This is a genomic window from Alkalispirillum mobile (genome assembly GCF_003664325.1).
In the GTDB taxonomy this organism is placed as follows: domain Bacteria; phylum Pseudomonadota; class Gammaproteobacteria; order Nitrococcales; family Halorhodospiraceae; genus Alkalilimnicola; species Alkalilimnicola mobilis.
This window is the reverse complement of sequence record NZ_RCDA01000006.1, coordinates 13,972-34,073: the sequence shown is the minus strand read 5'-3', so window position 1 is coordinate 34,073 and position 20,102 is coordinate 13,972. Positions and strand designations below refer to the sequence as shown.

Sequence of the window (20,102 nt, the reverse complement as noted above, 5' to 3'; positions counted from 1 at the left end):
CTCCACCGTCAGCCCGAGTAGGTGAGCGCATGTCCGGCGCAAAAGAAGTACGCACCAAAATCAAGAGTGTCCAGAACACTCAGAAGATCACCAAGGCCATGGAGATGGTCGCGGCCTCCAAGATGCGCCGTGCCCAGGAGCGCATGGAGGCGACCCGCCCCTATGCGCAGAAGATGCGGCAGGTGATCGGCCACCTGGCCGGTGCCAACCCGGACTACCGCCACCCGTTCCTCGAGGAGCGGGAGAAGGTGGAGCGGGTTGGCCTGGTCGTCGTCTCCACTGACCGCGGCCTTTGCGGCGGCTTGAACGTCAACCTGTTCAAGTCCGTCCTCAAACAGCTGCGCGAGTGGGACAAGCAGGGCGTTGGCGTGGACTTCTGCACCTTTGGCGCCAAGGCAGCCTCCTTCTTCGGGCGTCTGGGCGCGTCCACCCTGGCCGAAACCCGAGGCCTGGGGGACAGCCCGCACCTGGAGGACATGATCGGTCCGATCAAGGTGATGCTGGATGCCTACACCGAGGGCAAGATCGACCGGCTGTACCTGGTGCACAACGACTTCATCAACACCATGAGCCAAGAAGCGGCGACGCGCCAACTGCTCCCGGTGGAGCCGGTGGCCGAAGAGGAGATGCTGGAGCACTGGGACTACATCTACGAGCCCAGCGCCTCAGAGCTGCTCGACGATGTGTTGATGCGGTATATCGAGTCCCAGGTCTACCAGGGTGTGGTGGAGAACGTCGCTTGTGAGATGGCCGCTCGCATGGTTGCCATGAAGAGCGCTACCGACAACGCCGGCGAGATCATCGACAACCTGCAGTTGATCTACAACAAGGCCCGCCAGGCCGCAATCACGCAGGAACTGTCCGAGATCGTGGCTGGCGCAAACGCGGTCTGACCGCCAGGTGCCTAACAGGTTTCTTAGTAATACAGACCCAGGGTTGCCAACGCGCAGTCGCTGGTGAACCAACGGCGAGGGGAACAGTAGCATGAGCTCTGGAAAGATTGTTCAAGTCATCGGTGCTGTGGTGGACGTGGAGTTCCCGCAGGACCAGGTGCCCAAGATCTATGACGCGCTTATCGTGGACGAGCGTGGCCTGACCCTGGAAGTCCAGCAGCAGCTGGGCGACGGGGTGGTGCGCACCATCGCCATGGGTTCCAGTGACGGCCTGAAGCGGTCGGAGAAGGTCAGCGCCACGGGCAAGCCGATCTCCGTGCCCGTCGGCAAGGGAACGCTGGGCCGGATCATGAACGTGCTGGGCGAGCCCGTGGACGAGATGGGCGACGTCGAGACTGAGGATCGTTGGGGCATTCACCGCAGCGCGCCGAGCTTTGCCGATCAATCCGGGGGCGCCGAGCTGCTGGAAACCGGCATCAAGGTCATCGACCTGCTCTGCCCCTTCGCCAAGGGCGGCAAGGTCGGCCTCTTCGGGGGCGCCGGCGTGGGCAAGACCGTCAACATGATGGAGCTGATCCGCAACATCGCCACCGAGCACTCGGGCTACTCCGTGTTCGCCGGGGTCGGGGAGCGTACCCGTGAAGGGAACGACTTCTACCACGAAATGAAGGACTCCAACGTGCTCGACAAGGTGGCCCTGGTCTATGGCCAGATGAACGAGCCGCCGGGTAACCGTCTCCGTGTCGCGCTGACCGGCCTGACCATGGCCGAGTACTTCCGCGACGAGGGTCGTGACATCCTGATGTTCATCGACAACATCTACCGCTACACCCTGGCCGGTACCGAGGTGTCCGCGCTGCTGGGCCGTATGCCCTCCGCCGTGGGCTACCAGCCGACCCTGGCCGAGGAGATGGGTAAGCTGCAGGAGCGCATCACCTCCACCAAGACCGGCTCCATCACCTCCGTGCAGGCGGTCTACGTGCCCGCGGACGACCTCACTGACCCGTCCCCGGCCACCACCTTCGCCCACCTGGACGCCACCGTCGTGCTGTCCCGCGGCATCGCCGAGCTGGGTATCTACCCGGCGGTGGACCCGCTGGACTCCACCTCCCGCCAGCTCGACCCGCTGGTGGTTGGCGAGGAGCACTACAACGTGGCCCGCGGTGTGCAGAACGTGCTGCAGCGGTACAAGGAGCTGCGCGACATCATCGCCATCCTGGGCATGGACGAGCTTTCCGAAGACGACAAGCTCACCGTGGCCCGGGCGCGTAAGATCCAGCGCTTCCTGTCCCAGCCCTTCTTCGTTGCCGAGGTGTTCACCGGCGCCCCGGGCAAGTACGTGCCGCTCAAGGACACCATCACCTCGTTCAAGGCTATCCTGGACGGTGAGTACGATCACCTGCCGGAGCAGGCGTTCTACATGGTCGGTACCGTTGAGGAAGCGGCCGAGAAGGCGAAGAACCTGTAATCCACCGGCACAAGCGGGGTACCGCCCATGAGTACAATGCACGTGGACATCGTCAGCGCAGAGCAGGCGATCCACTCCGGCGAGGCCAAGATGCTGGTGGCGCCTGCCCGCGAGGGTGATGTGGGTATCAGCCCTCGCCACGCCCCGCTGCTCACCCGGCTGCGCCCGGGCGAAGTGCGGGTCGAGGAGGAGAGCGGCGAGGAGCGCTTCTTCTACGTCTCCGGCGGGATCATCGAGGTCCAGCCGCACAAGGTCACCGTGCTGGCCGACACCGCGGCCCGGGCCCGGGACCTGGACGAGGCGGCCGCCCAGGAGGCCAAGCGCCGTGCCGAGGAGGCGTTGGCCAACCGTGCGGCGGGCGAGGACTACAGCCACGTCCAGGCGGAGTTGGCCGAGGCCATGGCCCAGCTGCAGACCCTGGAACGGCTGCGTCGCCGGGCCAAGCGGTAAGCAACGGCCTACCTCGTGTTTCATGAAGCCCCGGCTCAAGGCCGGGGCTTTCTGTATCCGACGAGCAGAAGTCACACAGCATGCAGAAGCCGCTGAGTATCATCGTCCTCGCCGCGGGTAAGGGTACCCGCATGCGCTCCCGTCTCCCCAAGCTCCTGCACCGCGTGGGTGGCCGTTCCATGCTCGCGCACGTCCTCGACACCGCCTTTGCCCTCGACCCCGCGGCGGTTCACGTGGTGCATGGCCATGGTGCGGAGGCCGTCCAGGCCGCGCACGGCGAAAGGCCCGTGCAGTGGGCGTTGCAGGAGCCGCAGCTGGGTACCGGCCACGCGGTTCAGCAGGCCGTGCCCGGGATACCCGACGACCACCAGGTCCTGGTGCTCTACGGCGACGTGCCGCTGGTCCGAGGGGCCACCCTGAAGGCGCTGCTGGACCAGGCCGCCGGCGGGCTCGGCCTGCTGAGCGTGGATTTTCCGGATCCGACCGGGTACGGCCGTGTGCTGCGCGGTGAAGACCGGCGCGTGACCGGCGTCGTGGAGCACAAGGATGCCAGCCCGGCCCAACGGCGCGTCACGGAGTGCAATACCGGCCTTTTGACTGCGCCGGCCGGGCGTCTCAAGGCGTGGCTGACGCGCCTGGGTAACGACAATGCCCAGGGGGAGTACTACCTTACCGATATCATCGCGATGGCGGTCGCGGACGGTGAACGCGTTGTGGCTCACACCGTGAGCGACGCCGACGAAGTCCAGGGCATCAACGACAAGGTGCAACTGGCCGCCGCGGAACGGGTCTGGCAGCGGCGCCAAGCCATCGAGTGGATGCAGGCCGGACTGACTATACTGGACCCGGCTCGATTCGATCTGCGGGGCACCCTTCGCGCGGGTCAGGACTGCACCCTGGACGTCGGGGTGGTGCTCGAGGGCGAGGTGACGCTGGGCAACGATGTCTACGTGGGCCCCAACTGCGTCCTCCGCGATGTGGTGCTGGGTGACGGTACCCGGGTGGAGGCGCACAGTGTTCTGGACGGGGTCGCGGCTGCGGCCGATTGCCGGATCGGCCCGTTTGCACGCCTCCGCCCCGGTACCGAGTTGGCCGACGGGGCCAAGGTGGGGAACTTCGTGGAGACCAAGGCGGCGCGCGTTGGCCCCGGCAGCAAGGTCAATCACCTGAGCTATGTCGGGGACGCGGAGCTGGGCCGCGGGGTCAATGTGGGTGCCGGCACGATCACCTGCAATTACGACGGCCACCGTAAACACCGCACCGAGATCGGTGACGGCGCCTTCATCGGCTCCGGGACGCAATTGGTGGCGCCTGTCCGCGTCGGCAGTGGAGCCACCATCGGTGCCGGTTCCACGGTCACCCGGGATACCCCGGATGATGCCCTGACCGTCGCCCGCAGCCGCCAGCGATCGATTAGCGGTTGGCGCCGTCCCGGCGAGCAGAGCGACAGTGACCGCGGCGATGCTTGACGGCCGCCGTGACCCCCGTCAAAGATAAAGACAGAGCCGGTGGCAACACCGAGACAGCCTTGAAGGAGAGTCCGCATGTTTGAGCATACCGTCGTCGCCGTCCATTTCTCGTCCTCCTACAAACCGCTGCTGGAGAGTTTGTCCGAGCTGCGGGAGATGGGGGCCAAAGAGTTCACCCTGGTCGACGTCCTGCGTGTGGACGAGCCCAAGGACCTCAGTGAGGCGCACAAGGCCGAGGCGCGGCGTCGCCTTGAGCAGAAACAGGAGGACCTGCAGAAGGATGGCTTCGAGGTCCATATCGAGCAGCCCGTGGGCCACCCGGCGCAGGAGCTGGTCAAGGTGGCGATGGGGGTCAAGGCCGACCTGATCCTGTTGGCCTCCCGCGGTGAGGGCCTTTGGCGCGAGTTCTTCCACGGCAGCACCGTGCTGGAGCTGGTCCGCCGCACCTCGATTCCGACCCTCATTGAGCGGCTTGACCCGAAGGACGACACGCCGATCAGCGACCTGTTCTCCCATATTCTCCTGGCCACCGACGGGTCCAAGCGTGCCGAGGGCGCCGAGGCCCACGCGCTGGAACTTGCCGGCCGCGGTGGTAACCGCAAGCTCACCCTGCTGCAGGCCAGCGAATCGGACGTCCCCGCCGATGCGGCCGACCGTCTGCGCGAGCTGGCCGACAAGGCGCGCGCCAAGGGTGTCGACGTAGCCGTGCGCAGCGAGGAGGGCGATGCCGACCGCGTGATCAGTCGGGTGGCCAAGGAGGAGCACGCCAGCCTGGTGGTCCTCGGCAAACGGGGTAACGCCCCGCACAAGGAATTGATGCTCGGCGAGACCGCTCAGGAGATCTGCCGCAACGTGGCCAGCTCCGTGCTGGTGGTACCGGGCAGTGCCCCGGTCTGGACCCGCTGAGGGGATTCCCCGCCCCTTTCCGCCTGAGCCCCGGTGGGTCACAGCCTGACCGCCGGGGTGGCGCGGTAACCCCTTTTGTCCTGTCGAGCCCCTGACCCGTGACTCGGTAGCGGAGACCGCCATGTGTGGCATTGTCGGCGCAGTCGCGCAACGTGATGTGGCCCCCATCCTGTTGGAGGGGCTCCGGCGTCTTGAGTACCGCGGTTATGACTCCGCCGGTCTGGCCGTGCAGGACGCGGCCGGGCATATCAGCCGTGAGCGTGCCCTTGGCAAGGTTGCAAGCCTGGCCGAGCGGCTCGTGGCCCACCCGCTGGCCGGCCCCACCGGGCTGGCCCACACCCGTTGGGCGACCCACGGTGCGCCATCCGACCGTAATGCCCACCCCCACATGGCGGGCGAGCGCGTGGCACTGGTCCATAACGGGATCATCGAGAACCACGAGACCCTGCACCGGTCGCTGGAAGCGGACGGTTACCGCTTCGAGTCCGAAACGGACACCGAGGTGGTGGTCAAACAGATCGACCGGGAGCTTGAGTCCGCGGAAGACCTCCTCGGTGCGGTCTTCGCCACCCTGACGCAGATCGAGGGGGCGTACGCGCTCGGCGTGATCTGCCGGGATGAGCCGGGGCGCCTGGTGGCCGCCCGCCGCGGCAGTCCGCTGGTCATCGGCGTCGGGATCGGCGAGTACTTCATTGCGTCCGACGTGCAGGCCCTGCTGCCGGTGACCCGGGCCTTCATCTTCCTCGAGGAAGGGGACGTGGCCGACCTGCGCCGGGACAGCCTGGTGATCTATGACGAGAACCAGCGCGTGGTGGAGCGTCCGGTGCGGCAGTCAGAGCTGAGCGCCGACGCCGCGGAGCGGGGCGGCTACCGCCACTTCATGCTCAAGGAGATTCACCAGCAGCCTGCGGTGGTGGCCGAGACCCTGGAGGGCCGCCTGGCCGATACCGAGGTGCTGGAGCAGGGTTTTGGCCCGGCGGCGGCCGGGCTCTTCTCCCAGGTGCAGCGGGTGCAGATCGTCGCCTGCGGGACCAGTTACCATGCCGGCCTGGTGGCCCGTTATTGGTTCGAGGAGCACGCCGGCCTGCCCTGCGATGTGGAGGTGGCCAGCGAGTACCGCTACCGCAAGCATGTCGTCGCGCCGGGCACCCTTTTCGTCACCATCTCGCAGTCCGGCGAGACCGCGGACACCCTGGCGGCCCTGCGCGAGGGGCGTAAGCTGGGCTACCTGGCCACCATGGCCATCTGCAACGTCCCGGAGAGCTCGCTGGTGCGCGAGTCCGACCTGGTGCTGATGACCCGGGCCGGCCCCGAGATAGGAGTGGCCTCCACCAAGGCCTTCACCACCCAGCTGGTGGCGCTGTTGCTGCTCGTGGTGGCCCTGGGCCGGCACCATGCACTCGAGGCCGGCCCGGCCGCGGAGATGGTGGCTGCCCTGCGCGGCCTGCCGCGTGCGCTGGAGCAGGCCCTGGAGCTGGACGGCGAGATCGCGCGGCTGGCGGAGCTGCTGGTGGAGCGCCAGCATGCGCTGTTCCTGGGCCGCGGCCTGCACTACCCGGTCGCACTGGAGGGCGCCCTGAAGCTCAAGGAGATCTCCTACATCCACGCCGAGGCTTACCCCGCGGGCGAGCTCAAGCATGGCCCACTGGCCCTGGTGGACGCGGAGATGCCGGTGGTTGCCATCGCGCCGCGCGACGACCTGGTGGAAAAGCTCAAGTCCAACCTGCAGGAGGTCCGGGCCCGGGGCGGCACCCTGCTGGTGTTTGCCGACGCCGACGCGCGCTACGCCGAGGATTCCGCCACCCGCGTGCTGACCATCCCCCACTGCCACCCGCTGATCGCCCCCGTGGTGTATACCGTGCCGTTGCAGCTCTTGGCGTATCATGTGGCTGTGCTGCGGGGCACCGACGTGGACCAGCCCCGCAACCTGGCCAAATCTGTGACGGTGGAATAGCGTTGAATCTAAGGGATTTACGGTACCTGGTGGCGGTGGGCGACCACCGCCATTTCGGGCGCGCCGCCAGGGCATGCTTTGTCAGTCAGCCCACCCTGAGCGCCCAGGTGGAAAAGCTGGAGGAATACCTCGGGGTGCAATTGGTGGAGCGCGGCACCCGCCAAGTGCTGCTCACCGCCACCGGCGAGGAGGTGGTGGCGCGGGCGCGGTCCGTGCTCAACCAGGTGGACGATATCGTCGAACTCTGCCGGGCGGCGGCCGAGCCGATGACCGGCGACCTGCGGCTGGGCGCCATCCCCACCCTGGCCCCCTACCTGTTGCCCCACCTGGTGGCCCAGGCCACCGAGGCCTGGCCGCGTCTGCGCTTGCTGCTCTACGAGGAGCGCACCGAGCTGCTGGTGGACCGCCTGCGCAAAGGGGAACTGGACGGCGCCTTGATGGCGATGCCGGTGGACGGTGATGACCTGGCCGCGGTGCCGGTCTTCGAGGAGCCCTTTCTGCTGGCCCTGCCGGCGCAGCACCCACTGGCGGACAGGGACAGCGCCCCCGGCCCCGGTGCCCTGCCCGACGAGGAACTCCTGCTCCTGGAAGAGGGGCACTGCCTGCGGGACCAGGCGCTGGAGGTCTGCCAGCTCGCTACCGAAAGCGCCGGTAGCACCTGTTTCCGCGCCACCAGCCTGGAGACCCTGCGCCAGATGGTTGCCGCCGGGGTGGGCATGACCCTGCTGCCACGGCTCGCCGGGCAGGTGGCCGCTGACCTGCCCGGCGCGTCGGCGGTAAAACTGTTACCCTTCCCGGAACCGGCGCCGGCCCGGACCATCGGGCTTTACTGGCGCAAGGGCGCTGCCCGGGCCAGTACGCTGGAGGCCATTGCCGAGACCATCCGTGATCTCCCGGTGGTCCAGGCGAACACCCGGCCCTGTGCGCCCGGCCCGGTCAGCTGAAGGCAGGCGGCCCCGTCGCGGGCGGGCACCGCCGGCCGAGCCACCCACCGCCATCCTTGACCAGCACACCGATGCACCACGCCGACACCATGGAAGCCGACGTCTCCGACCTGATCGCCGATCTCAACGATGCCCAACGTGAAGCCGTCTGCGCCCGGCTGGGCCGTTCCCTGGTGCTGGCGGGGGCCGGCAGCGGCAAGACCCGGGTGTTGACGCGGCGTGCTGCCTGGCTGGTCCGGGTGGAAGGGGCTTCGCCCTTCGGCATCATGGCCGTGACCTTCACCAACAAGGCCGCCGCCGAGATGCGCCACCGCATCGGCGACCTGCTGGGCATCCGTACCGCCGGGATGTGGGTGGGCACCTTCCACGGCCTGTCCCACCGTCTGCTGCGCATGCACGCCGCCGATGCCGGGCTGCCCGAGACCTTCCAGATCCTGGACAGCGATGACCAGCTGCGCCTGATCAAACGGGTGATGCGCGGCATGGAGCTGGATGAGAAGCGGTACCCGCCGCGCCAGGTCCGCGGCGTGCTGAACGGCTGGAAGGAGGAGGGCCTGCGGCCGGCGGATATCGAGACCGACACCAGCGAGCCCTTTCGGTTTGCAGTCTGGCAGGTCTACCAGACCTACGAGGAGGCCTGCCGCCGCGCCGGGCTGGTGGATTTCGCCGAGCTGCTCCTGCGCAGCTTCGAGCTGCTGCGCGATCGCCCCGAGCTGCTCGCCCACTACCGGGCCCGGTTCCGCCACCTGCTGGTGGACGAGTTCCAGGACACCAACCAGCTGCAGTACCGCTGGCTGCAGCAGCTGGCCGGGGATGACAGCGACGTCTTCGTGGTGGGTGACGATGACCAGTCCATTTACGGCTGGCGCGGTGCCCGGGTGGAGAACATCCGCCGCTACACCCGCGAGTTCGGCGAGGTCGCGGTCACCCGGCTGGAACAGAACTACCGCTCTACCGAGACCATCCTGAGTGCCGCCAACGCCCTGATCAGCCACAACGGCGGGCGCATGGGCAAGAACCTCTGGACCGAGGGCAACCGGGGTGATCCCATCCAGCTCTACGCCGCCTTCAACGAGACCGACGAGGCGCGCTACGTGGTGGACCGCATCGCCACGCTGCTGGATGAGGGCTATGCGCGCAACGACTTCGCCATCCTCTACCGCTCCAACGCCCAGTCCCGCGCATTCGAGGAGAGCCTGCTGGCGCGTGGGCTGCCTTACCGGGTCTACGGCGGCCAGCGCTTCTTTGACCGGGCCGAGATCCGCGATGCCCTGGCCTATCTGCGGCTGCTGATGAACCGCCACGATGACGCCGCTTTCGAGCGGGTCATCAACACCCCCCGCCGCGGTATCGGTAACCGCACCCTCGACCAGATCCGTCAGGGTTCCCGGGAGGCCGGTGTCAGCCTGTGGGAGGCGGCCTGCCGTATCGTGCGCGCCGGGGCCATCAGCGCCCGGGCCGGTAACGCGGTGCAGGGCTTCCTGCAGCTGCTCGACCGACTGGAGGAGGAGACTGCCACCCTGGCCCTGCACGAGCAGATGGACCGGGTGATCATCGGCAGCGGGCTGCGCAAGGAGGCGGAGGCGGACAGCAGTGACCGGGGCGAGGCCCGGCGGGAGAACCTCGACGAGTTGGTCACCGCTGCGCGCAACTTCGAACAGCAGTACGAGAAGGACGAGGGCCTCACCCCCCTCACCGCCTTTCTCACCCATGCCGCGCTGGAGGCCGGCGAGGCCCAGGGCGAGGAGGGCGAGGCCTGTATCCAGCTGATGACGCTGCACTCGGCGAAGGGGCTGGAGTTCCCGGTGGTCTTCCTGGTCGGGCTGGAGGAGGGGCTGTTTCCCCACCGCATGTCCACCGAAGAGCCGGGGCGCATGGAGGAGGAGCGGCGGCTGGCCTACGTGGGCATCACCCGGGCGCGGGAGCGGCTCTACCTGGCGTATGCGGAGAAACGCCGCCTGCACGGCATGGACAATTACGGCATGCCCTCCCGCTTCATCCAGGAGATTCCGGCCGATTACATCGAGGAGGTGCGGGCGCGGATGAAGGTGACCCGCCCCGGGGCCACCGCGGCCGCCATGCAGTCGGAGCCCGTGGACGGCATCACCCTGGGCAGCCGGGTGCGCCACGAGCGCTTCGGCGAGGGCGTGGTGCTGCGCCTGGAGGGGCAGGGGCCATCCGCCCGCATCCAGGTACAGTTCGCCCGCGCCGGGGCCAAGTGGCTGGTGGCCGCCTACGCCAACCTCACCCTGGTGGGGTGAGCCGGACGGCCGCGGTGGTCACCAGCGCAGCAGTTCCCAGCGGTGGATCTTCGGTGCCTTGTGCGGGTCGTAGTCGGCGCGCTCGTTCAGCACCCCGTCACCGTCGGTGTCGATCAGGTAGTAGGGTGGGCCCACCACCGGCGTGATCCGCACCGCGTAGATCTGTCCGTCGATGGAGAACTCCTCGATGGTGGCCCACTCGCGGCGGAGGATCCGCACGGTCGGCTCAATCTCCTCGCCCTCGGTGAGCTCCTCGGGGGCGGGGGGTGGCGTGACGATGGGGCCTTCCTGCTCGGCCGCCACCGGCGCGGACAGCCCCAGCCCGAGCACGAGCGCTGCCGGTAGGAGTCCGCGGCGGAGGTCGGGGCGACGTGGCGTCGTGGTCATGTCCAGCTCCTTTTAAAGGTCCAGCAGCATCTCGCGTTCCCGGCGGGAGGGCTCGAAACCGCGGTCCTCGTAGTGGGCGAAGATGGCGTCCACCACCTCGTCCGGCTCGTCCAGCAGTTTGAAGAGGTCCATGTCCTCCTCGTTGATCGCCCCCTCGGCCACCAGCACCTCCCGGAACCACTTGACCAGCCCGTCCCAGTAGGGCGTGTGCACCAGGATGATCGGGATGCGGCGCGTCTTGCCCGTCTGCACCAGGGTCAGGATCTCCGCGAGCTCATCCAGGGTACCGAAACCGCCGGGCAGTACCACGTAGGCCGAGGCGTACTTGACGAACATCACCTTGCGGCTGAAAAAGTGCCGGAAGTTCAGGCTGATATCCTGGTACGGATTGCCCGACTGCTCGTGGGGCAACTGGATGTTCAGTCCGATGCTGGGTGACTTGCCGCCGTGGGCGCCCTTGTTGGCCGCCTCCATGATCCCCGGCCCACCGCCACTGACCACCGAGAAGCCGGCGTCCGACAGGGCGCGGGAGAGATCCTCGGCCAGCTGGTAGTAGGGGTGGTCCGGCGGGGTGCGCGCCGAGCCGAAGACGCTCACCGAGGGTTTGATCTGTGAAAGCCGTTCAAAGCCCTCCACGAACTCGGCCATGATCTGGAAGATCTTCCAGGACTCACGGCTCATCAGGGAGTCGTTGAGGGGGGTGATACTGCCGTTGCCGAAGAGCTCGTTCTGATCCATGGCTGCTCCGCGCCCTGTGCGTGTCCCCCTATCATAACCGCACTGCCGGCCCTCTGTGGGGGAAGTGCCGGGCCGGCGGTCCCTGGCGCCGGTCAAGGTGGTAGCATTGCGGGCTACGTTGTCGAACCCTTCGCCAGGAGAACACGATGCCCGACAGCCGCAAGCCCCTGATACTGGTGGATGGATCCAGCTACCTGTACCGGGCCTTCCACGCCATGCCGGCACTCACCAACAAGGATGGCGAACCCACCGGGGCCATCTACGGCGTGCTCAACATGGTCCGCAAGCTGGTGGACGAGTACCAGCCGGAGCACATGGCGGTGGTCTTCGATGCGCCGGGCAAGACCTTCCGGGATGAGCTGTTTGACCAGTACAAGGCCCACCGGCCGCCCATGCCCGATGAACTGCGGGCACAGATTCAGCCGCTGAAGGACATCATCCGCGCCATGGGCCTGCCGCTGCTGGAGGTGCCCGGGGTGGAGGCGGACGACGTGATCGGCACCCTGGCCCGGCAGGCGGCCGACGCCGGGCAGCGGGTGGTGATCTCCACCGGTGACAAGGACATGGCGCAGCTGGTGGACGAGCGGGTCACGCTGCTCAACACCATGAACGACAGCCGCCTGGACGTGGATGGCGTGTTGGAGAAATTCGGCGTGCCACCGGAGCGGATCATCGATTACCTGGCCCTGGTGGGCGACACCTCCGACAACATTCCCGGTGTGCCCAAGGTCGGGCCCAAGACCGCCGCCAAGTGGCTCAACCAGTTCGGATCGCTGGAGGCCATCAAGGCGCGTGCCGACGAGATCAAGGGCAAGGTGGGCGAGAGCCTGCGCGATCACCTGGAGGCGTTGGCCCTGAGCCAGGACCTGGCCACCATCCGCTGCGACCTCGAGCTGGAGCAGCGCCCGGAAGCGCTGCTCCCCGGGACGCCGGATACTGAAGCGTTGCGCGAGTACTACCAGCGCTTCGAGTTCCGCCGCCTGCTGCGGGAATTGGGTAACGGCGGTGAGGAGGGGGGTGAGGGCCCGGAGGACGACGACGAGGTGCCCGCCGAAGGCGAGTACCACACCGTCAGCGACCCGGAGGCGTTCGCCGCGTGGCGGCAGCGGCTGGAGGCGGCAGAGCTGTTCGCCTTTGACCTGGAGACCAGCAGCCTCAACTACATGGACGCGGAAATCGTCGGCATCGCGCTGGCGGTGGAGGCCGGTGAGGCGGCCTACATCCCGGTGGCCCACGATGGCCCCGATGCACCCGAGCAGCTGGACCGCGACACGGTGCTCGCGGCCCTGAAGCCGCTGCTGGAGGACCCGGACCGCCCGAAGGTAGGGCAGAACCTCAAGTACGACATGAGCGTGCTGGCGCGGTACGACATCCGGCTGCGCGGGGTGGCCTACGACACCATGCTGGAGTCCTACGTGCTGGATTCAACCGCCAGCCGCCACGACATGGACTCCCTCGCGCTGAAGTACTTGGGGCGGGGCACCACCAAGTACGAGGATGTCTGCGGCAAGGGGGCCAAGCAGATCCCCTTCTCCCAGGTCCCGGTGGACACCGCCACCCACTACGCCGGTGAGGATGCCGACATCACTCTGCGCCTGCACCAGGCGATCTACCCGCGGCTGCAGGGGGAGGGGCGCCTGCCGGAGGTCTTCCACCAGATCGAGATGCCGCTGCTGCCGGTGCTCTCGCGTATGGAGCGGCATGGCGTGAAGGTGGACCGGCGCCTGCTGGACGAGCAGAGCGCGGAACTGGCCGAGGGCATGGCGAGCGTGGAGCAGCAGGCCCACGAGGCGGCCGAGGGCGCGTTCAACCTCTCCAGCCCCAAGCAGATCCAGGAGATCCTGTTCGACCGCATGGAGCTGCCGGTGCTGCAGAAGACGCCCAAGGGCGCCCCCTCCACCGCCGAGTCGGTGCTGGAGGAGCTGGCCGCCCGGGGCTACGAGCTGCCGCGCCTGATCCTGGACTACCGCAGCCTGGCCAAGCTCAAGTCCACCTACACCGACAAGCTGCCCCGGCTGATCCACCCGCAGACCGGGCGGGTGCACACCAGCTACCACCAGGCGGTGGCCGCCACCGGCCGGCTCTCCAGCTCCGACCCCAACCTGCAGAACATCCCGGTGCGCACGCCGGCGGGCCGGCGCATCCGCAAGGCCTTCGTGGCCGAGCCCGGCTGCCGCCTGATGGCGGCGGACTACTCCCAGGTGGAATTGCGCATCATGGCCCACCTTTCCGGCGACGAGGGGCTGTGCCAGGCCTTCGCCGAGGGGGCCGACATCCACAGCGCGACCGCGGCCGAGGTCTTCGGCCTGGCCGCTGACCGGGTGGCGGGCGAGCAGCGGCGTGCCGCCAAGGCCATCAATTTCGGGCTGATCTACGGCATGTCCGCCTTCGGTCTGGCCCGGCAACTGGGCATCGACCGGGGCGAGGCCCAGGCGTACGTGGACCGCTACTTTCAGCGCTACCCCGGGGTGAAGGCATACATGGACCGTACCCGCGCCGAGGCCCACGACCGGGGTTACGTGGAGACCCTCTTTGGTCGCCGGCTCTACCTGCCGGATATCAACAGCCGCAACCGCCAGCGCCGGGAGTACGCCGAGCGCACCGCCATCAACGCGCCCATGCAGGGTACGGCCGCGGACCTGATCAAGCGGGCGATGGTGGCGGTGGATGCCTGGCTGGCGGAGGCCTACCCCGACACCCGCATGGTGATGCAGGTGCACGATGAACTGGTCCTGGAGGTGCCCGAGCGGGACCTGGAGGCGGTCGAGGCCGGGGTGCGCGAGCGCATGCAGTCGGCCGGTGAGCTGGCCGTGCCCCTGGATGTGGACGTGGGCGTGGCCGATGACTGGGAGGGCGCCCATTGACCCTGCCCGCACCGTATCGGGGCAGGGGCAATGGCTGGTGCGTTCCCAACTGACATAGGTACGACGCAGAAAATGAGCGATTGGCTGATCCACCGGCGGGGCCTGGGCCTGGTGCTGGCCGCCACCGTGTTACTGAACCTGGGGGCCTTCGCCCTGGAGCACCTGGCGGACATGCCGCCCTGCCCGCTCTGCTGGGTCCAGCGCGGGGTGTTCGGCCTGATGGGGCTGGTGGCCCTGGCCGGGCTGATCCGCTTCCCCCGGGGCTGGGGCCGCTGGCCGCTGGCATCGGCCATGGGCCTGACGGCAGTGGGAGGCAGCGCGATCGCGCTGCGCCACCTCTATATCCAGAGCAACCCGGATGCGGTGAGTTGCGGCATGTCCCCCGAGGTGTTGGTGCAGTTCCTGCCTTGGTGGGAGGTGTTGCTGGAGATCCTTTCCGGCACCACCGACTGCACCCAGGTGGACGCGGTGCTGGGGCTGCCCCTGCCGGCCTGGACGCTGGCGGGTTATATCGCCCTTGGGGGTGTAGGGTTGTACGCGGTGCTGGTGCGCCGGACGTAAGGGCAAACCGTAAATCGGCGAAATTTTTTCGATCGATGCAGAAACTTTTTCCAGCGACGCTAGTCTTACCCAATGAGCGCCGACGCTGGCGCCGCCCGCTTCCCTCCTCTTCTAGCGGGCTTCTGCACCCGGCTCGCCCCAAGGCCGGGTTACAGCTTGGCCCCGGTTCCCTCCCCCCAGGGACCGGGGTCCTTTTCTTTCCGGCATCCGTGCACCCCCTTCCGTCGGGCTAGATCTCTTATGGGTGATGTGGGTATTATCCTGGCTTCGCAGGATGAGCAAAAGGACAACAAGCATGAAGCAGAGGTATTGGGTCGGGGGGAGCGCGCTGGCATTGGCGCTGATGCTGGGTACCGGGACGGCGCAGGCCGCCGGCCCGTTTGCACTGGGTGTGAAGGCAGGGACCACCGGTCTCGGCGTGGAGGGCACGCTGGGCATGACCGACCGGGTTAACCTGCGGGCCACGGTCACCGGGTTCGATTACAGCACCGACCTGGAAGAGGACGACATCGAGTACGACGGCACCCTGAAACTGCGCAGTGCCGGGCTGCTCGCCGACTGGTACCCCTTCGGGGGGCGCTTTCGCCTGAGTGCGGGTGGGTTTTACAACGGCAACGAGTTCAGCGGGTCGGCCCGCGGTGAACTGGATGTCGGGGACAACACCTACGACGATGCGCGCCTGGACGCCGAGGTGGACTGGCGCAGCTTCGCCCCCTACCTGGGTATCGGTTGGGGCAATGCGGTGGCTGGCGGGCGGCTGACGCTGACCTCGGACATCGGTGTGCTGTTCACTGGCTCACCCAGCGTCAGCGTGGATGGCACCACGGGCGACGCGAACGTGGATGACCAATTCCGTGATGACCTACGCGAGGAGGAACGCAGCCTGGAGGATGATCTGGACAGCGTTAAGTACTACCCGGTCATCTCCATCTCGCTGAACTACCGGTTCTAGTCCGCCGGGGCCGGGCGACTCAGTCGCCCTCGACCGGCCCCAGCCCCAGCCACTCGTCCAGCCGGGCGTGGGCCTCGTCCACGCCCATCCGCTTGCTGGCAGAGAAGATCTGCCAGGTCACCCCGGGCCACTCCGCCTGCAGCTGGCGGCCCACGTTCTGACCCCGGTTGCGCGCCGCCCCCTGCTTAAACTTGTCGGCCTTCGTCAGCAGCACATGCACCGGCACGCCAATGTGGGTGCACCAGTCCAGCATCTGGCGATCGAATTCGGTGAGCGGATGGCGCAGGTCCATCACCAGGACCACGCCACGGAGGGCGTCGCGCCCGGCCAGGTACTCCGGCAGCACCTGGTCCCAACGTCGGCGCACCGCGGCTGGGACCTTGGCATAGCCGTATCCGGGCAGGTCCACCAGTGCGGCGTTCTCGGTGACCGGGAAGACATTGATGAGCTGGGTGCGTCCGGGGGTCTTGCTGGTGCGGGCCAGGGATTTCTGGTTGGTCAGGGTGTTGATGGCGCTCGACTTGCCGACATTGGAGCGGCCGGCAAAGGCCACCTCGCGCCCCAGGTCCTGCGGCATGCGGCGCAGGTCCGGGGCGCTGGTTAGAAAACGGGCCTGGAAGTAGATAGGGTTCATGCCGCCATTGTCCCCTAGCGGGCGCCGGCGGCCAAGCAGCGGGCGCTTACCAGCGCCGGTCGACCACTACGCAGCCCAGGCGGAAGGCGACCAGCGCGGCCAGCACGATGGCGAAAAGGGTCACGTCCCGGTAATCGGCCCGGGTGAGGATCCAGAAGTGCACCACCCCCAGCGTGGCGGAGATGTACACCAGGCGGTGCAGCCACTGCCAGGCGACCTTGCCCATGGCCTGCTGCGCCGCGCGGAACGAGGTGAGCACCAACGGCACCAGCAGCAACAGCCCAGCGACGCCGTAGCGGACGTACTCCAACCCCCACAGGTCCTGCCAGATCCAGGGCCAGTCCCAGTACTGGTCCAGCCCCATCCAGGCCAGGGCGTGGCCGCACAGCCATACGAACGCCCATAGGCCCATCTGCCTGCGTGCGGCCATGAACCCGACCCATCCGGTGAGCCGGAAGGCCGGACCAAGCGCGATGGTGGCGAGCAGCAGCCCCAGGCCGAAACGGCCGGTGAAGTGGACCACCGCCTCCGCCGGGTTGGCCCCCAGTTCCGCCTGGGTCCAGGCCCAGCCCAGCCACAGGGCCGGGCCGGCGCAGGCCACCAGAACCAATAATCGAAATGCATTAATCGCCGTTTTCTTGTTAAACATATTAAAAGTATTTTTCCAGGTCCATGCCCTCGTACAGGTGGGCCACTTCGTCCTCGTAGCCGTTGAACATCAACGTCTCCCGTCGGCCTGATTCGCCGATGCGTCGCTCCCGGGCCTGCGACCAGCGCGGATGGTCCACGTGGGGGTTCACGTTGGCGTAGAAGCCGTATTCCTCCGGTGACTTCTCTTCCCACGCGCTCATCGGCTGCTCCTCCTGCAGCCGGATCCGCACGATGGACTTGATGCTCTTGAAACCGTATTTCCACGGTACCACCAGGCGGATCGGGGCGCCGTTCTGGTTGGGCATCGGCTTGCCATAGAGGCCCACGGCCAGCAGCGTCAACGGGTGCATGGCCTCGTCCATGCGCAGCCCCTCCCGGTAGGGCCAGTCGATGATGTCCCGGCGCTGGCCGCGCAGGTTGTCCGGGTCGTAGATGGATTCGAAGACGACGTACTTGGCACGGGACGTGGGCTCGTGCCGCTCCAGCAGCTTGCGCAGCTCGAAGCCGACCCAGGGAATGACCATGGACCAGGCCTCCACGCAACGCAGCCGGTAGATGCGCTCTTCCAGCTCATCGGGGCGGATCACATCATCGAGGTCGAGTTTCCCGGGTTTATTCACTTCGCCTTCTATACTGAGTGTCCAGGGGTCCGTCTGCAGTTGGTGGGCCCAGTCCGAGGGGTCCCGCTTGCGGGTGCCCAGTTCGTAGAAGTTGTTGTAGGAGGTGATGTCGTCAAGACTTGTCAGTGACTCGTCCGTCGAGAGATCGCTCTCCGGTACAGCGTCCAGGCCCCCTTGCCAGGCGGCGGCGGGCTTGATGAGCAGGCCCGGGGCGGCGGCGGCCACGGCCAGCCCCGCGCTTTGACGGAGGAACTTGCGCCGGGCCCGGTAAAGGGGCTCCGGGGTTACCTCTGATTCGGGGATCTTCGGGTAGCGGTATCGGGCCATGACGAGTCCTCCAGGAAAGTGAGCAAAAACTTGATCCGCAGCAAAACCGAGTATTTCACTTGGTTGTATAGGGTTACAACCTGCCGTACCTTCATTTTGGAACAGTTACAGAGCAATTGGATTGATGCTCTGCAAAGGGGTTCACCTCGCCAGCGTCAAATTTCAAGGAGGCGCACTATGTTCAGCCTGGGTTCCAACCTGCGCAAGGTTATTCCCGCCCTCGGTGTCGGTGCCGTCATGGCCTTCACCGCCGGGAACGCTGCTGCCGACGACGGTTTCTACGACCAGTATGCCGATCGTTTCGAGCCGCTGCCCGCCCTGCCGCCGATCCCCGCCGACAACTCCCTGACCAAGGAGAAGATCGAGCTGGGCAAGATGCTCTTTTTCGAGCCGCGGATCTCCTCCAGCGGCGTCATCAGCTGTGCCACCTGTCACAACCCCGCGCTGGGTTGGGCAGACCGCATCCCGCGTGCCGTCGGGCATGAGGGCCAGGTCGGTGAGCGCAACACTCCCACCGTTCTGAACTCCGGTTTCCTGGAGTCGCAGTTCTGGGACGGCCGCGAGCCCGATCTGGAGGGCCAGGCCCTGGGCCCGATCGAGGATGACATCGAGATGGCCATGGATCTGGACGATGCCCTCGATCGCCTCGAGGCGTTCGACGAGTATCAAGATGCCTTCTCCGCGGCTTACCCGGGTGAGGATGCGCCGATCACCGCCGACAACGTGGCCAAGGCCCTGGCCACCTTCCAGCGCACCCTCAACACCCCGAACTCGCCTTTCGACCGCTATCTGAGGGGTGATCTGGACGCGCTGACCGACAAGCAGAAGCGCGGCATGGCCGCCTTCGTGGACAATGGCTGCATCGCCTGCCACCGCGGGCCGGCGCTGACCGACAGCCAGTTCCACAGCATTCAGGTGCCGGGCTCCACCGACAAGGGCCGCTATCTGATTACCGGGGATGAGGCGGACAAGTACGCCTTCCGCACCCCGACGCTGCGCAACGTGGCGGTGACCTACCCCTACTTCAACAACGGTGGGGTGGAGACCCTGGAGGAAGCCACCCAGGTCATGGGGCGTGAGATGCTGAACCGCGAGTTCGACGACGAGACCGTCGCCGAGCTGGTGGCCTTCATGGAATCCATGACCGGTGAGATGCCGGACTTCCAGGTCCCGGCCCTGCCGTAAGGCCTGTGCGCCGCGCCCGGCCCCGGGCGCGGCGTTTTTCCACACGCCCCAGATTGACCGCCTACCGGGCGGCTGATATAACTATCAGCCGTTTATCCGTCGGCCACCGGCCTTCACGCTAGAATCATCAAAACCAAACACCAGGTTGAGTCAGCGCCTGATCAATGTGTGAGCGCGTACCAGCCCGGAGGCATCCAGAGGTGATCGGATCCATGAACAACCGGTTTATTGCAGCCGCTGCCGGCCTCTTCCTGGCTGGCGCCAGTCTGCCGGCCCTTGCCGTTGATGGTGACATCGAAGCCGGCGAGCAGAAGGCGTCAACCTGCATCGCCTGTCACGGTGCCCAAGGCAACAGCACCAATCCCGAATGGCCCTCCCTGGCCGGTCAGCCCGCCGAGTACACGGTCCACCAGCTCAAGCTGTTCCGTGACGGCGGTCGCGAAGACCCGCTCATGAGCAGCCAGGCCGCCCCGCTCTCCGACGAGGACATTCGTGATCTGGCCGTCTACTACGAGGCCCAGGAGGCCAAGCACCACGAGGCCGACGAGGAACTGGCCGAGCGGGGCAAGCTGATCTACCGGGGTGGTTTGCCGAATGAGGGTGTCGCTGCCTGTATTGCCTGCCACGGCCCGGCTGGTGAAGGCATCAAAGGCGCCAAGTACCCCCGCGTCGGTGGTCAGCATGCGGAGTACATGCGCAAGGCACTGCGCGAATACCGTGACGGTGAGCGTGATTCCGACCCGAACCGCATGATGCGCGATATCGCTTCGCGGATGAGCGACGAAGATATCGAAGCCGTTACCGAATACATGACCGGTCTTCACCGCTGATTTCCGGG

Annotated in this window: 18 protein-coding genes; 13 read left to right on the top strand and 5 right to left on the bottom strand. The window is 67.0% G+C overall.

Annotated elements, in window-relative coordinates; all coding sequences use genetic code 11:
* Positions 1-29: 29 nt before the first annotated feature.
* From atpG to uvrD, 8 genes are all read left to right on the top strand, one after another.
* Positions 30-893 (top strand): F0F1 ATP synthase subunit gamma, encoded by an 864-nt coding sequence (gene atpG / locus DFR31_RS13045; RefSeq protein WP_121443135.1) that lies wholly within the window; start codon positions 30-32, stop codon positions 891-893.
* A gap of 91 nt (positions 894-984) precedes the next feature.
* Positions 985-2,361 (top strand): F0F1 ATP synthase subunit beta, encoded by a 1,377-nt coding sequence (atpD, locus tag DFR31_RS13040; protein WP_121443134.1) that lies wholly within the window; start codon positions 985-987, stop codon positions 2,359-2,361.
* Between the two features lie 27 nt (positions 2,362-2,388).
* Positions 2,389-2,811: a F0F1 ATP synthase subunit epsilon gene (locus DFR31_RS13035; RefSeq protein WP_121443133.1), complete on the top strand. Its 423-nt coding sequence runs from the start codon at positions 2,389-2,391 to the stop codon at positions 2,809-2,811.
* Between the two features lie 80 nt (positions 2,812-2,891).
* Complete coding sequence (glmU, locus tag DFR31_RS13030) at positions 2,892-4,280, top strand: bifunctional UDP-N-acetylglucosamine diphosphorylase/glucosamine-1-phosphate N-acetyltransferase GlmU (RefSeq protein WP_121443132.1); 1,389 nt, start codon at positions 2,892-2,894, stop codon at positions 4,278-4,280.
* A 75-nt stretch (positions 4,281-4,355) separates the two neighbouring features.
* The gene (locus DFR31_RS13025; protein ID WP_121443131.1) at positions 4,356-5,186 is read left to right on the top strand and encodes a universal stress protein; all 831 of its coding nucleotides are present in this window, start codon (positions 4,356-4,358) and stop codon (positions 5,184-5,186) included.
* A gap of 121 nt (positions 5,187-5,307) precedes the next feature.
* Positions 5,308-7,140: a glutamine--fructose-6-phosphate transaminase (isomerizing) gene (gene glmS, locus DFR31_RS13020; protein WP_121443130.1), complete on the top strand. Its 1,833-nt coding sequence runs from the start codon at positions 5,308-5,310 to the stop codon at positions 7,138-7,140.
* A gap of 2 nt (positions 7,141-7,142) precedes the next feature.
* Complete coding sequence (locus DFR31_RS13015) at positions 7,143-8,084, top strand: LysR substrate-binding domain-containing protein (RefSeq protein WP_121443129.1); 942 nt, start codon at positions 7,143-7,145, stop codon at positions 8,082-8,084.
* 71 nt (positions 8,085-8,155) lie between these two features.
* Positions 8,156-10,345, top strand: a complete 2,190-nt coding sequence (gene uvrD, locus DFR31_RS13010) for a DNA helicase II (protein ID WP_245971200.1) — start codon at positions 8,156-8,158, stop codon at positions 10,343-10,345.
* An 18-nt stretch (positions 10,346-10,363) separates the two neighbouring features.
* Here the strand turns inward: uvrD and DFR31_RS13005 are convergent, their stop codons facing one another.
* On the bottom strand, positions 10,364-10,732 hold the full coding sequence (locus DFR31_RS13005; RefSeq protein ID WP_121443128.1) for a DUF2782 domain-containing protein: 369 nt from the start codon (positions 10,730-10,732) through the stop codon (positions 10,364-10,366).
* A gap of 12 nt (positions 10,733-10,744) precedes the next feature.
* Positions 10,745-11,470, bottom strand: a complete 726-nt coding sequence (locus DFR31_RS13000) for an LOG family protein (protein WP_121443127.1) — start codon at positions 11,468-11,470, stop codon at positions 10,745-10,747.
* Between the two features lie 146 nt (positions 11,471-11,616).
* Here DFR31_RS13000 and polA point away from each other — a divergent pair, with 146 nt between their 5' ends.
* From polA to DFR31_RS12985, 3 genes are all read left to right on the top strand, one after another.
* Positions 11,617-14,334: a DNA polymerase I gene (polA, locus tag DFR31_RS12995; RefSeq protein WP_121443126.1), complete on the top strand. Its 2,718-nt coding sequence runs from the start codon at positions 11,617-11,619 to the stop codon at positions 14,332-14,334.
* 72 nt (positions 14,335-14,406) lie between these two features.
* Positions 14,407-14,895: a disulfide bond formation protein B gene (locus DFR31_RS12990; protein ID WP_170153696.1), complete on the top strand. Its 489-nt coding sequence runs from the start codon at positions 14,407-14,409 to the stop codon at positions 14,893-14,895.
* Positions 14,896-15,190: 295 nt separating this feature from the next.
* Positions 15,191-15,847: a hypothetical protein gene (locus DFR31_RS12985; RefSeq protein ID WP_121443124.1), complete on the top strand. Its 657-nt coding sequence runs from the start codon at positions 15,191-15,193 to the stop codon at positions 15,845-15,847.
* 19 nt (positions 15,848-15,866) lie between these two features.
* Here the strand turns inward: DFR31_RS12985 and yihA are convergent, their stop codons facing one another.
* From yihA to msrP, 3 genes are read right to left on the bottom strand one after another with little or no spacing between them, the layout of a single operon-like run.
* Entirely contained in the window at positions 15,867-16,481 is a 615-nt protein-coding gene (gene yihA, locus DFR31_RS12980; RefSeq protein ID WP_121443123.1) for a ribosome biogenesis GTP-binding protein YihA/YsxC, read from the bottom strand.
* Positions 16,482-16,527: 46 nt separating this feature from the next.
* Positions 16,528-17,130 carry a protein-methionine-sulfoxide reductase heme-binding subunit MsrQ gene (locus tag DFR31_RS12975; RefSeq protein ID WP_121443122.1) on the bottom strand — a complete coding sequence of 201 codons (603 nt, stop codon included), beginning with the start codon at positions 17,128-17,130 and terminating at the stop codon, positions 16,528-16,530.
* A 1-nt stretch (position 17,131) separates the two neighbouring features.
* Entirely contained in the window at positions 17,132-18,079 is a 948-nt protein-coding gene (gene msrP / locus DFR31_RS12970) for a protein-methionine-sulfoxide reductase catalytic subunit MsrP (protein ID WP_121443121.1), read from the bottom strand.
* A 177-nt stretch (positions 18,080-18,256) separates the two neighbouring features.
* Between msrP and DFR31_RS12965 the strand changes: the two genes are divergently transcribed.
* Together DFR31_RS12965 and DFR31_RS12960 are read left to right on the top strand one after the other, a co-directional pair.
* Positions 18,257-19,264, top strand: coding sequence for a cytochrome-c peroxidase (locus DFR31_RS12965; RefSeq protein WP_211328313.1), 1,008 nt, complete (start codon positions 18,257-18,259; stop codon positions 19,262-19,264).
* 212 nt (positions 19,265-19,476) lie between these two features.
* Positions 19,477-20,094 (top strand): c-type cytochrome, encoded by a 618-nt coding sequence (locus DFR31_RS12960; protein ID WP_121443120.1) that lies wholly within the window; start codon positions 19,477-19,479, stop codon positions 20,092-20,094.
* Positions 20,095-20,102: the final 8 nt, after the last annotated feature.

What these genes read in the sequence shown, in the direction of transcription:
- polA (WP_121443126.1), top strand. Translation starts at nt 11,617, where the DNA reads ATGCCCGACAGCCGCAAGCCCCTGATACTGGTGGATGGATCCAGCTAC.
- DFR31_RS13035 (WP_121443133.1), top strand. Translation starts at nt 2,389, where the DNA reads ATGAGTACAATGCACGTGGACATCGTCAGCGCAGAGCAGGCGATCCAC.
- DFR31_RS12965 (WP_211328313.1), top strand. Translation starts at nt 18,257, where the DNA reads ATGTTCAGCCTGGGTTCCAACCTGCGCAAGGTTATTCCCGCCCTCGGT.
- uvrD (WP_245971200.1), top strand. Translation starts at nt 8,156, where the DNA reads ATGCACCACGCCGACACCATGGAAGCCGACGTCTCCGACCTGATCGCC.
- atpG (WP_121443135.1), top strand. Translation starts at nt 30, where the DNA reads ATGTCCGGCGCAAAAGAAGTACGCACCAAAATCAAGAGTGTCCAGAAC.
- DFR31_RS12960 (WP_121443120.1), top strand. Translation starts at nt 19,477, where the DNA reads ATGAACAACCGGTTTATTGCAGCCGCTGCCGGCCTCTTCCTGGCTGGC.
- DFR31_RS12975 (WP_121443122.1), bottom strand. Translation starts at nt 17,130, where the DNA reads ATGTTTAACAAGAAAACGGCGATTAATGCATTTCGATTATTGGTTCTG.
- atpD (WP_121443134.1), top strand. Translation starts at nt 985, where the DNA reads ATGAGCTCTGGAAAGATTGTTCAAGTCATCGGTGCTGTGGTGGACGTG.
- DFR31_RS12990 (WP_170153696.1), top strand. Translation starts at nt 14,407, where the DNA reads ATGAGCGATTGGCTGATCCACCGGCGGGGCCTGGGCCTGGTGCTGGCC.
- DFR31_RS13000 (WP_121443127.1), bottom strand. Translation starts at nt 11,470, where the DNA reads ATGGATCAGAACGAGCTCTTCGGCAACGGCAGTATCACCCCCCTCAAC.
- DFR31_RS13005 (WP_121443128.1), bottom strand. Translation starts at nt 10,732, where the DNA reads ATGACCACGACGCCACGTCGCCCCGACCTCCGCCGCGGACTCCTACCG.
- DFR31_RS12985 (WP_121443124.1), top strand. Translation starts at nt 15,191, where the DNA reads ATGAAGCAGAGGTATTGGGTCGGGGGGAGCGCGCTGGCATTGGCGCTG.
- msrP (WP_121443121.1), bottom strand. Translation starts at nt 18,079, where the DNA reads ATGGCCCGATACCGCTACCCGAAGATCCCCGAATCAGAGGTAACCCCG.
- yihA (WP_121443123.1), bottom strand. Translation starts at nt 16,481, where the DNA reads ATGAACCCTATCTACTTCCAGGCCCGTTTTCTAACCAGCGCCCCGGAC.
- glmS (WP_121443130.1), top strand. Translation starts at nt 5,308, where the DNA reads ATGTGTGGCATTGTCGGCGCAGTCGCGCAACGTGATGTGGCCCCCATC.
- glmU (WP_121443132.1), top strand. Translation starts at nt 2,892, where the DNA reads ATGCAGAAGCCGCTGAGTATCATCGTCCTCGCCGCGGGTAAGGGTACC.
- DFR31_RS13025 (WP_121443131.1), top strand. Translation starts at nt 4,356, where the DNA reads ATGTTTGAGCATACCGTCGTCGCCGTCCATTTCTCGTCCTCCTACAAA.